Origin of the sequence: Burkholderia sp. IO2 (assembly GCF_029522185.1) — a bacterium.
In the GTDB taxonomy this organism is placed as follows: Bacteria; Pseudomonadota; Gammaproteobacteria; order Burkholderiales; family Burkholderiaceae; genus Burkholderia; species Burkholderia cenocepacia.
Genome location: NZ_JAKWFH010000107.1, coordinates 1 through 10,900 on the forward strand (window position 1 = coordinate 1; position 10,900 = coordinate 10,900).

9 protein-coding genes, 1 rRNA gene, 1 pseudogene and 1 riboswitch are annotated in these 10,900 nt (G+C 65.0%); of the genes and pseudogenes, 6 read left to right on the plus strand and 5 right to left on the minus strand.

Annotation, left to right across the window (positions count from 1 at the left end; genetic code table 11):
• Positions 1–284, plus strand: a 284-nt coding sequence (locus MMB92_RS34390) for an IS30 family transposase (protein WP_277562941.1), incomplete at its 5' end; no start/stop codon positions are given.
• Positions 285–291: 7 nt separating this feature from the next.
• A pseudogene (locus tag MMB92_RS34395) lies at positions 292–564 on the plus strand (IS3 family transposase); the annotation flags it as partial.
• 103 nt (positions 565–667) lie between these two features.
• On the opposite strand, the gene metE reads toward MMB92_RS34395, so the two are convergent.
• Positions 668–2,962, minus strand: a complete 2,295-nt coding sequence (gene metE, locus MMB92_RS34400) for a 5-methyltetrahydropteroyltriglutamate--homocysteine S-methyltransferase (RefSeq protein ID WP_084751918.1) — start codon at positions 2,960–2,962, stop codon at positions 668–670.
• Positions 2,963–3,089: 127 nt separating this feature from the next.
• Here metE and MMB92_RS34405 point away from each other — a divergent pair, with 127 nt between their 5' ends.
• The gene (locus MMB92_RS34405; protein WP_059720899.1) at positions 3,090–3,998 is read left to right on the plus strand and encodes a LysR family transcriptional regulator; all 909 of its coding nucleotides are present in this window, start codon (positions 3,090–3,092) and stop codon (positions 3,996–3,998) included.
• Positions 3,999–4,020: 22 nt separating this feature from the next.
• On the opposite strand, the gene MMB92_RS34410 is transcribed toward MMB92_RS34405, so the two are convergent.
• Both MMB92_RS34410 and MMB92_RS34415 read right to left on the minus strand, forming a co-directional pair.
• Entirely contained in the window at positions 4,021–4,749 is a 729-nt protein-coding gene (locus MMB92_RS34410; protein ID WP_043204817.1) for a CbtA family protein, read from the minus strand.
• Between the two features lie 13 nt (positions 4,750–4,762).
• A complete protein-coding gene (locus MMB92_RS34415) occupies positions 4,763–4,972 on the minus strand; it encodes a CbtB-domain containing protein (protein ID WP_006488502.1) in 210 nt (69 codons plus the stop codon).
• 32 nt (positions 4,973–5,004) lie between these two features.
• Positions 5,005–5,148, minus strand: a riboswitch (cobalamin riboswitch).
• A 46-nt stretch (positions 5,149–5,194) separates the two neighbouring features.
• Between MMB92_RS34415 and MMB92_RS34420 the strand changes: the two genes are divergently transcribed.
• The 3 genes from MMB92_RS34420 to MMB92_RS34430 all read left to right on the plus strand — a co-directional run bounded on the left by MMB92_RS34420 (position 5,195) and on the right by MMB92_RS34430 (position 8,582).
• Positions 5,195–5,785 (plus strand): histidine phosphatase family protein, encoded by a 591-nt coding sequence (locus MMB92_RS34420; RefSeq protein WP_012493567.1) that lies wholly within the window; start codon positions 5,195–5,197, stop codon positions 5,783–5,785.
• Between the two features lie 165 nt (positions 5,786–5,950).
• Positions 5,951–7,543 (plus strand): inorganic phosphate transporter, encoded by a 1,593-nt coding sequence (locus tag MMB92_RS34425; RefSeq protein ID WP_006488499.1) that lies wholly within the window; start codon positions 5,951–5,953, stop codon positions 7,541–7,543.
• A gap of 277 nt (positions 7,544–7,820) precedes the next feature.
• Positions 7,821–8,582, plus strand: a complete 762-nt coding sequence (locus MMB92_RS34430) for a 2OG-Fe(II) oxygenase (RefSeq protein WP_012493568.1) — start codon at positions 7,821–7,823, stop codon at positions 8,580–8,582.
• Positions 8,583–8,839: 257 nt separating this feature from the next.
• Here the strand turns inward: MMB92_RS34430 and MMB92_RS34435 are convergent, their stop codons facing one another.
• Together MMB92_RS34435 and rrf are read right to left on the minus strand one after the other, a co-directional pair.
• Positions 8,840–10,264, minus strand: a complete 1,425-nt coding sequence (locus MMB92_RS34435) for a DHA2 family efflux MFS transporter permease subunit (RefSeq protein ID WP_012493569.1) — start codon at positions 10,262–10,264, stop codon at positions 8,840–8,842.
• Positions 10,265–10,800: 536 nt separating this feature from the next.
• Positions 10,801–10,900: ribosomal RNA gene (gene rrf / locus MMB92_RS34440) — 5S ribosomal RNA — on the minus strand; the annotation flags it as partial.

The following is a 10,900-nucleotide window of genomic DNA, read 5'->3' on the forward strand; positions in this document are numbered from 1 at the left end:
TGTCCGATCACGCTCGCTTCACGATCGAATCCGGCGTGAAGGTCTTCTTCGCGGACCCGCACAGCCCATGGCAGCGTGGCACGAACGAAAACACGAACGGCCTTCTACGACAATACTTCCCAAAGGGCACCGACCTATCCCGGTGGAGCGCTCGAGAGATTCAAGCCGTTGCAAATACATTGAATACCAGGCCCCGGAAAGCGCTCGGCTGGAAGACGCCGGCCGAAGCTCTCGACGAGTACCTGAAATCTGTTCAACAATTTAGTGTTGCGACGACCGGTTGAATCCGCCCAGTATCAGATGCCCGCCTACCGTCGGCTGTTGAAGCAGCATGCGCTCACCCAGAGCATGTCGCGCAGAGGCAACTGCCTTGATAACGCAGCCATGGAGAGCTTCTTCGGCACGCTGAAATCCGAGTGCTATCGGCTGACGCGCTTTGCCAGCGTGGAGCAGTTGCGAGATGCGTTGAGCCGCTACATTCACTACTACAACCACGAACGCATCAAGCTGAAATTAAATGGGCTGAGTCCCGTGCAATACAGGACTCAGCCCTTGGCCGCTTAGATTTTAACCGTCCAACTTCGTGGGGTCAGTTCATCTGCGGGCCGCTTTTTTTTGCCGTCGCGATCGTTGATCGCGACGGTGCCGCACGGTGCTTGCCGCGTGGCTACCGCACCTGATTGCGCAGCGTCTTCGCAGCCGCGACCATGTTCGTCAGCGCCGGAATCACTTCCCCCCACTGACGCGTCTTCAGCCCGCAATCCGGGTTCACCCACAGGCGTTCCGCCGGAATCCGTTCGGCCGCCTTCCTCATCAGGCCGACGATGTGATCCTGCGTCGGGATGTTCGGCGAATGGATGTCGTACACGCCCGGCCCGATTTCGTTCGGATACTTGAAGTCGTCAAATGCATCGAGCAGCTCCATGTCCGAGCGCGACGTCTCGATCGTGATCACATCCGCGTCCATGTCGGCGATCGACGCGATGATGTCGTTGAACTCCGAATAGCACATGTGCGTGTGGATCTGCGTATCGTCCTGCACGCCATTCGCGGTGATGCGGAACGACTCGACCGCCCACTTCAGGTATTCGCTCCACTGCGCGCGGCGCAGCGGCAACCCTTCGCGCAGCGCCGCTTCGTCGATCTGGATCACGCGCACGCCGGCCTGCTCGAGATCGAGCACTTCGTCGCGGATCGCCAGCGCAAGCTGGTAGCACGACACCGAGCGCGGCTGGTCGTCGCGCACGAACGACCAGTTCAGGATCGTCACGGGGCCGGTCAGCATCCCCTTCATCGGCTTGTTCGTCAGCGACTGCGCGTAGGTGATCCACTCGACCGTCATCGCCTTCGGGCGGCTGATGTCGCCGAACAGGATCGGCGGCTTCACGCAGCGCGAACCGTACGACTGCACCCAGCCGAACTGGCTGAACGCGTAGCCGTCGAGTTGTTCGCCGAAGTATTCGACCATGTCGTTGCGCTCGGCTTCGCCGTGCACGAGCACGTCGAGCTCGAGCGATTCCTGTTCGCGGACGCTGCGTTCGATCTCGGCCTGCATCGCCGTGCGATAGCCGGCTTCGTCCAGCGTGCCGGCCTTGAACCGGCTGCGCGCCTGGCGGATTTCGGCGGTCTGCGGGAACGAGCCGATCGTCGTCGTCGGGAACGCCGGCAGGTTCAGGCGCGCCGACTGCTTCGACGCACGCTGCGCATACGGGCTCGCGCGGTTGCCGAGCCGCGCGTCGATGCGGGCGATCGCGGCCTTCACCGCCGGATTGTTCACGCGCGGCGAGCGGCGGCGCGACTCGATCGCGGCGGCATTCGCGGCGAGCGCGTCGGCCACCTTGTCGCGGCCTTCGTTCAGGGCGGTCGCGAGCATCTTCAGCTCGTCGAGCTTCTGCAGCGCGAACGCGAGCCATGAGCGGATTTCGGCGTCGAGCTTCGCCTCGTTCGCGAGATCGACCGGCACGTGCAGCAGCGAGCACGACGGCGCAAGCCACAGCCGGTCGCCCAGTTGCTTCGCGAGCGGCTCGAGCCAGTCGAGCGTCGCGTTCAGGTCCGTCTTCCAGATGTTGCGGCCATTGATCGCGCCGATCGACAGCACGCGTTCGGGCGGCAGCTCACGCACCAGCGCGTCGACTTCGTCACGTGCGTTGATCGCGTCGATATGCAGGCCGTCGACCGGCAGCGACGCCGCGAGCGTCAGGTTGTCCTGAAGCTGGCCGAAATACGTGGCGAGCAGCAGCTTGATACGGCGCGTTTCCAGTGCCGCGTACGCGGTGCGGAACGCGTGGCGCCATTCGGCATCGAGCTCGGTGACGAGAATCGGCTCGTCGATCTGCACCCATTCGACGCCCTGCGCGGTCAGCGTGTCGAGCAGCGCGCCGTACACGGGCAGCAGCTTCGGCAACAGCGCGAGGCGATCGGAATCGTCCTTCGCCTTGCCGAGCCACAGGTACGTGACGGGGCCCAGAATCACCGGCTTCGCATTCACGCCCTGCGCGTTCGCTTCGGCCAGTTGCTGCAGCAGACGCGACGGATCGAGCGAGAAGTTCGTGTCCGCATGGAACTCCGGCACGATGTAGTGATAGTTCGTGTCGAACCACTTCGTCATTTCGCCGGCCGCGACCCCGCCGCAGCACGCGGCATGCGCCTCCGCCGACTGCGCCGACCGGCCGCGCGCGACGCGGAAAGCGTTGTCGAGCGCATCGCCGTGGAAATCCTGCACGCGCTTCGGCAGGTTGCCGAGCGTGAAGCTCATGTCGAGCACCTGGTCATAGAACGCGAAATCGCCGATCGGCGCGAGATCGAGGTCGCGCTGGTCGTGCCAGTGGCGCCGGCGCAGTTCGGCGCCGAGCGCCTTCAGTTCGTCGCGCGACGATTCGCCCTTCCAGTAGCGTTCGAGACCGAACTTGAGTTCGCGCTTCGCGCCGATGCGCGGAAAACCGAGGTTGTGTGTCGTGACCATGAAGCTGCCGTCCAGAGAAAAATGAAGATCCGGCAGCCATCATAGGGATTTCAAACCATGAAATAAAATGGCATTATTTCATTCATCCATTAACATTCTTCATGTATTCGTCGGGTGTGCGCAAGCCATGCTGGAACGATTCCATCTCGTCGTCATTCGTGAAGTCGAGCGCCAGGGCTCGCTGACCGCGGCGGCCCATGCGCTGCACCTCACGCAGTCGGCCCTCAGTCATACCGTCAGGAAAATCGAGCAGCAGCTCGGCACGCCGATCTGGGACCGCGAAGGCCGCGGCCTGCGGCTCACGCAGGGCGGGCAGTATCTGCTGAAGCTGGCGAACCGGCTGCTGCCGCAGTTCGAGCTCGCCGAGGAACGGATGAAGCAGTACGCGAAGGGCGAGCGCGGCACGCTGCGTATCGGGATGGAGTGCCATCCGTGCTACCAGTGGCTGCTAAAGGTCGTGTCGCCGTACCTGTCGCGCTGGCCCGACGTCGACGTGGACGTGAAGCAGCGCTTCCAGTTCGGCGGCATCGGCGCGCTGTTCGGTTACGACATCGACGTGCTCGTGACGCCCGATCCGCTGAACAAGCCGGGGCTGCGCTTCGATCCCGTGTTCGACTACGAACAGGTGCTGGTGGTCGCGGATTCGCACCGGTTCGCGAATGCCGACTACGTGACGCCCGAGCAACTGACCGACGAGATCCTGATCACGTACCCGGTCGAAACCGACCGGCTCGACATCTACAACCAGTTCCTGACGCCGGCCGGCATCGTGCCGAGGCGGCACAAGTCGATCGAGACGACCGACATCATGCTGCAGATGGTCGCGAGCGGGCGCGGCGTGGCCGCGCTGCCGCGGTGGCTCGCCGACGAGTATGCGGACCGGATGCCGGTCGTGCCGGTCAAGCTCGGCAAGAACGGCATCGCGAAACAGATCTTCCTCGGCATCCGCGAAGCGGATGCCGCGATCGACTATCTGGCCGCGTTCGTCGCGCTGGCGCGCGAATCGACGTGGAGCGCGCCGCGCATGCTGCGCTAGGCGCGCCCGCCCGGCCCGCGCGTCAGGCGGCGCGAACGCCGGTGCCGGTGCGTTCGCCGCGTTCGACCCACGCACCGAACAGCAGGCCGATCGTCGTCCACATGATCACCTGCATGCCGATGGCCGCCACGCGGAACTTCCACAGCAAGGCCGCCGGGAAATCGGCCGGCAACTCGCTGACCGACGGCAGCCCGATCTGCACGGCCGCGATGATCGCGACAAACACGAGCCCGGCGACGATCGACGCGTTCCACTGCCCGAGCTTCGCCACCAGATGGCGGCGCACGCTGACCGAGAACACCATCGTTGCGACCGAGATCGCGATCATCAGGAAGAACAGACCCGTGCGATACCCGATCGTATCGGGGTCGCCGACCGACGGCGGATTGGCCGGGTACTTGAGGTTCGGCACGATCACGAGCGCGACGAACGCCGCCAGCGCGAGCCAGGCGGCCAGCGGCCGTGCCGGCAGGCGGCTGCCGCGTCCGTACGCATACGCGAAGACCAGCGAGAACAGCCCGCCGAATGCCGCGCCGTAGGTCACGACGCCCGTCAGTAGCCCGAGGCCGGCCTGCGTGTGGCGGCTGACCAGTTCCGGCTCCGGTGCCTCGCCTTGGGCGGCGGCGGTTTTCTCTTCGAGGGCGATCGCCTGATCGACTTGCGGTTCGCCGACGACTTTCGCGAAACCGAACGTGAGGAGGCCCGCGGCGATGCCTGCGAGCATCCCGCGCATGAGCAGCTTTCCGACCATCTTTTACTCCGCGTCAGTGGCAGGGAAAGCCGAGCAGATGGCGGCCGTCGTGGACGAATTCGTGGACATACATGCCCGGCACGAGCGACGTCGCGCCCTGTTCCGCACCGACGAAATAGAGTGCGAGCAGCAGGATCAGGCCGACGAACACGGCCCACGGCAACAGCTCACGGACGGGGATGGGTGCCGGCACGACCGCCGGCTTCAGCACTGCTTCGCTCATGGATGCACCTCAGGGGAATCGCGCCCCGACAAATGATGGATGGGTACGAAGGCAGGTCTGGCTTCCGGGATCATCGATTCCCCGGTTACAGTGGCGCGACCGCGCCGGAATTGCACCGGCTTCCGCGCTTCGTATCGGGCGAATTGTACGCGCGAACGTTCGCGTATTGAAGCGACGACAGATGGGCAAGCGCGCCCCGCTCCGGATCATCCGACCACCGACATGAACCTGCATGCCTCGCTGCGCCTGATCGCGCACGCCTCGACCCGCGCGATGCGCACCGGCACGTTTCCCGACGACGATCCGCTCGACGCGCGCGGGCTTGCCGAAGCCGCCGCGCTGCACGGCCGGTGGACGGCCATCGCCGGCTCGCTCGTGCTGTGCAGCCCGGCACGCTGCGCAACGCAGACCGCCGACGCACTCGGGCTGCACGCCGACATCGACGACGCGCTGCGCGACATCGACTACGGCGACTGGCGAGGCAAGCGGCTGCACGATCTCGCACGCGATCTGCCTGACGAACTTGCCACGTGGATCGGCACGCCGTCCGCGTCGCCGCATCGCGGCGAATCGTTCGACGCCGCCGCACGTCGGGTCGGCACGTGGTTCGACGGGTTGCCGCGCGAGCGCGACGTCATCGCGATCACGCATGCGCCGATCGTCCGCGCGGCCATCGCGCATGTGCTGCGGATGGACCACGCCGCGGCCGCGCGTCTCGACGTTGCGCCGCTGTCGTGCACGACGTTCGTCGCGTCGCCGGCCGGCTGGACGTTGGCGGCGACGGATGATGAGCAGCGCGATACCGGCGCGTAAGCCGCTGTCGTGTTCACTATGTGAGTGATCGACGCGACTCGCTGCCTCGCATGCCGCCACTCGCCTTACATCCCCGTAAGACACACCGTTCGTCGTCCCGACTGTCATCAAACTGACTGCTAGCCGCAGCTAGGATCGGACGCGGTTCCCTTACGAGATGCCGTCATGAATCAACCTGCTTCGTCCGCCCCGAACAATCCGGGCTCCGTCGCGCGCACCCGGCAGGTCGGCTATGCCGCCTTCCTGCTGGTGCTCGTGCTCGGCGCCGTCTATATCGCCACCCACCTGGTCGCCGATCTGGCGCCGGTCCGCGAAGGGACGCTGTTCCCGTACCTGCTGCTCGGCGCCGCCCTGCTGATCGCGCTGGGCTTCGAATTCGTCAACGGCTTCCACGACACCGCGAATGCGGTCGCGACCGTGATCTATACGCACTCGCTGACGCCGAACGTCGCGGTGATCTGGTCGGGCATGTGGAACTTCCTTGGCGTGATGGTCTCGAGCGGCGCCGTCGCGTTCGGCATCCTGCAGTTGCTGCCGGTCGAGCTGATCCTGCAGGTCGGCAGCGGCTCGGGCTTCGCGATGGTGTTCGCGCTGCTGATCGCCGCGATCGTGTGGAACCTCGCGACCTGGTATTTCGGGCTGCCGTCGTCGAGCTCGCATACGCTGATCGGGTCGATCATCGGCGTCGGGCTGATGAACCAGCTGATGCATGGGCCGTCCGGCACGAGCGGCGTCGACTGGGGCCAGGCGCTCGGGGTCGGCAAGTCGCTGCTGCTCTCGCCGATCGTCGGCTTCCTGTGCGCGTCGCTGCTGCTGCTCGTGCTGAAGGCGCTCGTGCGGATTCCGGAGCTGTACAAGGAGCCGCCGAAGGATCAGCCGCCGCCGTTCTGGATTCGCTGCCTGCTGATCCTCACCTGCACCGGCGTGTCGTTCGCCCACGGGTCGAACGACGGGCAGAAAGGGATGGGGCTCATCATGCTGATCCTGATCGGCACGGTGCCGACCGCGTATGCGCTGAACAAGGCCGTCACGCCCGCCGAATCGCAGACCTTCGTGGCGGTCGCGAACCAGGCGGCTGCGACGTTCGGGAAGTACACGAACGGCATCGCGCCGTCCGCGAACCCGCGTGCCGATGTCGAACATTACGTGCAGCACCGTGAACTGACACCCGCCGTGCTGCCGGCCGTCGCGCAGCTGTCCACGTCGCTCGCGACCGCCGTCGGCGCGTCGGGCTCGATGGCGGCCGTGCCGCAACGCGACGTCGACAACGTGCGCAACACGATGTACCTCGTGTCCGAGGCCATTCGCCTGATCGAGAAGTCGGGGCAACCCGCGTTCGCCGCCGCCGACAAGCTCGCGATCGACAACTACCGCAAGCAGCTCGATCACGCGACCAAGTTCATTCCGACGTGGGTGAAGGTCGCCGTCGCGATCGCGCTGGGCCTCGGCACGATGGTCGGCTGGAAGCGCATCGTCGTGACCGTCGGCGAAAAAATCGGCAAGCAGCATCTGACCTACGGACAAGGCGCATCGGCCGAACTCGTCGCGATGCTGACGATCGGCGCCGCCGACATGTACGGGCTGCCCGTGTCGACGACTCACGTGCTGTCGTCGGGCGTCGCGGGCACGATGGCGGCGAACGGCTCCGGGCTGCAATGGAGCACGGTGCGCAGCCTCGTTCTCGCGTGGGTGCTGACGCTGCCGGCATCGATCGCGCTCGCGGCGGGGCTTTACTGGTTGTTCCGGTCGCTGGCCTGATTTGTGGACGCGGCGGGTGGCGGGCGGGAGCCGGCCATCCGCCGCGATAGGTTGGATCTGGCGTTTCGCTACCTCTCCGCTTCTCCTTCTCCTCCGCCACCTCTCTGGTACCTCACCACATTCAGTGTGCCGATGCCGCAGCCCGCTTTTCGCTGTTTCATCATCCGAATTAAAGCGCAAGATCTGGAGCGTACCGGCGCATGGACGCCGCTAGACTGGGTTCATCAACTTCCATCGTGGACTCGACCGTGCGCGACTGCACGGCCCCACACCGCCGATGCCCAGAGGTACGCCCGTGAACATTGCCGATCTGCAACCTGCCGTCGAATCGCTGGACATCGCGCAACGCGTCGACGCCCTCGACTGGCCGACGGTCGAGGGCGAACTCGATCGCTACGGATGCGCGCGCGTACCGGGCCTGGTGTCGGCAAGCGAGTGCGATGCACTCGCGTCGCTCTATCCGTACGATGCACTCTATCGTTCACGTGTCGTGATGGCCCGGCACGGCTTCGGCCGCGGCGAATACAAGTATTTCGCGTATCCGTTGCCTGCGGTCATCGCCGAGCTGCGCGCGACGCTCTACCCGCATCTCGCGCCGATCGCTAATCGCTGGAACCAGGCACTCGGAGTCGACGTTCGTTATCCGAAGGAGCATGCGACGTTCCTCGATCGCTGCCATGCGGCGGGACAGACGCGACCGACGCCGCTGATCCTCCAATACGGCGCCGACGACTACAACTGCCTCCATCAGGACCTGTACGGCGAGCACGTGTTTCCGCTGCAGGTCGCGATCCTGCTGTCGGCGCCGGGCCGCGATTTCAGTGGTGGGGAGTTCGTGTTGACGGAACAGCGCCCGCGCATGCAGTCGCGTGCGGAAGTGGTGCCGCTGACACAAGGCGACGCCGTGATCTTCGCGGTGCACGGCCGGCCGGTGCAGGGAACCCGCGGCGTCTATCGCGTCAACTTGCGCCACGGCGTCAGCCGGATTCGAAGCGGCCATCGCCACACGATCGGCATCATCTTCCATGATGCGCAGTAGCGGGAATCGGGACGACGGCGCTACTGTCGTCCGCATATCGCATTCGGCCTTGATGCTCGTTCCGGCACCGCACGTCATTGTCCGGAGAGCGCGACGGTCCAGCATGGTTGCCCGGAAGGCCCATTCGCCCGCGGTGACGGCAAACCGGTTACGCTGATCGTCAAGCGATCGCCACCGGGACGAATCGGCACCTCGGGTAAGCGCCGAAAAACAAGCGCACTCACTGGTTGCACCGCCAATTCGATTTGCACTCGGGCCTATCCTCGCGCTATGTTGGCCCGCAGCCGGTCGCCAGCATTGGAAGCCAGCCGTGCATAGCCCGGCAACGTCAGCAGCGCGAGCACGCCCGCCGCGACGAACGCCCAGCGGAAATCGTCAAGCACGTAGTGCATGCCGGCCGCATCGCCGCGCACCAATGCCGCTAGCCGCAGCGACAATGCGCCAAATGCGATCCCCATCCCGATCGTCATCTGCTGCGCGGCGCTCCACAGCGTGCTGGCCGCGCTCGTCTGGTGAGACGGGATATCCGCATAAGCCAGCGTCGCGAGCGTCGTGAACTGCATCGACCGCGTGAGCCCGTAGACGAATACGACGAACAGCGTGATCGCCAACGGCGTCGACGCGGTGAGCCAGCCGCATGCGATCGTGAAGATGCCGACGATCGTCACGTCGACGAGCGCGACACGCCGAAAGCCGTAACGGTCGAGGATCCACGATGTCCCCGCCTTCATCCCGAGATTGCCGAGCGCGCTCGCGAGCAGCAGCAGGCCTGACTGAAACGGCGACAGCCCGAAGCCGATCTGGAACAGCAGCGGCAGCAGGTACGGGACGGCGTTGATCGCCATCCGCGTGATCGAACCGGTGATCACCGTCACCGAGAACGTCGGCACCTTCAGCGTCGTGAAATCGAGCAGCGGATGCGCGCTGTGTCGCGCATGCAGCCACGCGGCGATGCCGAACAGCACGCTTGCGCCCACCAGGACACCCGCGCGCGTGAAGTCGACATCCTGCTGTCCGGCCGCTTCCGTGCCGATCAGCAGGCACGTCAATGCGCCACCGGCCAGTACGAAGCCGACCCAGTCGAGCGGCCGTTGCTCGTCGGCCCGCGTATTCCGGACGATCAGCCAGGTACAAACGAGTGCGGCAAGACCGAACGGGACGTTCAACAGGAAGATCCATCGCCATGACGCGTAGGTCGTGATGAAGCCGCCGATCGGCGGCCCGACGACGGGCGCGACGATGCCCGGCCACGTGATCGTCGCGATCGCGCGCATCAGTCTCGCCTTCTCGGTACTGCGCACGACGATCATCCGGCCGACCGGCACCATCATTGCCCCGCCGACACCCTGCAGCAGCCGCGCAGCCGTGAACGACATCACCCCTTCGGACAGCCCGCACAGCACCGACGCGCCGGTAAAGACGACGATCGCACTCGCGAAGACGGTACGCGAACCATAGCGGTCCGCGATCCAGCCGCTGATCGGAATGAACACCGCCAGCGCCAGCATGTACGCCGTCATCCCGAGACTCAGCGCATTCGGTCCGACGCCGAACGAGCTGGCCATTTGCGGCAGCGCAGTCGCGATCACGGTCGTGTCGAGGTACTCCATGAAGAACGTCGCGGCGACGAGATACGGCAAGAAGTCGGTCGTCCGACCACTTTGGGCGGGGCTGTCTGTCATGAACGATGCAGGAGACGGAAGGCCAAAGACGCCGACCGCCGGGGATGCAGACACGCACCGGCGAATCGGGACGAACGGCGATATTACCCCGAAGGGCTTGCTCTCCGCTCTGTCGAGCATGCCGGGCGAATGAACTTTATGCGCATAGATTTTTTATGACGATTTCGCGCTGCGCTCGCGGAGTGAGGCATTTGATGTGGCACACCGAAGCGTCGAGAGATGAAGCGAGGTCTTCGTCAGGAAGCGGTATTTATCGATCATCGTCGATCAACATCGCTCATCACCGGCCATCACAGCTATCGGCGCTGGATGTGTGGCATTAGCCGGAATCGACCGAAGAGGGATGGGTACGGTTGGCAGAGGGAGATGCCGGACGGCACGAACAGCGAGTGTGGAACTGGCGGCTCGGCGCTCCGATTGATTGCGTCAGCGGGGCGGAGCCAGCGGACGTAGCCTTGGCAACGCTTCGCCGCATGCTTTTTGGCACGCCAATGCAAAAACCCCCGCCTTTCGGGCGGGGGTTTCTGGCTTAGGGAGCCTGACGATTACCTACTTTCACACGGGAATCCGCACTATCATCGGCGTAGAGTCGTTTCACGGTCCTGTTCGGGATGGGAAGGGGTGGGACCGACTCGC

Bases quoted from the DNA above. Each gene is read 5' to 3' on its own strand.
- metE (WP_084751918.1), bottom strand. From the start codon at position 2,962: ATGGTCACGACACACAACCTCGGTTTTCCGCGCATCGGCGCGAAGCGC.
- MMB92_RS34405 (WP_059720899.1), top strand. From the start codon at position 3,090: ATGCTGGAACGATTCCATCTCGTCGTCATTCGTGAAGTCGAGCGCCAG.
- MMB92_RS34410 (WP_043204817.1), bottom strand. From the start codon at position 4,749: ATGGTCGGAAAGCTGCTCATGCGCGGGATGCTCGCAGGCATCGCCGCG.
- MMB92_RS34415 (WP_006488502.1), bottom strand. From the start codon at position 4,972: ATGAGCGAAGCAGTGCTGAAGCCGGCGGTCGTGCCGGCACCCATCCCC.
- MMB92_RS34420 (WP_012493567.1), top strand. From the start codon at position 5,195: ATGAACCTGCATGCCTCGCTGCGCCTGATCGCGCACGCCTCGACCCGC.
- MMB92_RS34425 (WP_006488499.1), top strand. From the start codon at position 5,951: ATGAATCAACCTGCTTCGTCCGCCCCGAACAATCCGGGCTCCGTCGCG.
- MMB92_RS34430 (WP_012493568.1), top strand. From the start codon at position 7,821: ATGCCCAGAGGTACGCCCGTGAACATTGCCGATCTGCAACCTGCCGTC.
- MMB92_RS34435 (WP_012493569.1), bottom strand. From the start codon at position 10,264: ATGACAGACAGCCCCGCCCAAAGTGGTCGGACGACCGACTTCTTGCCG.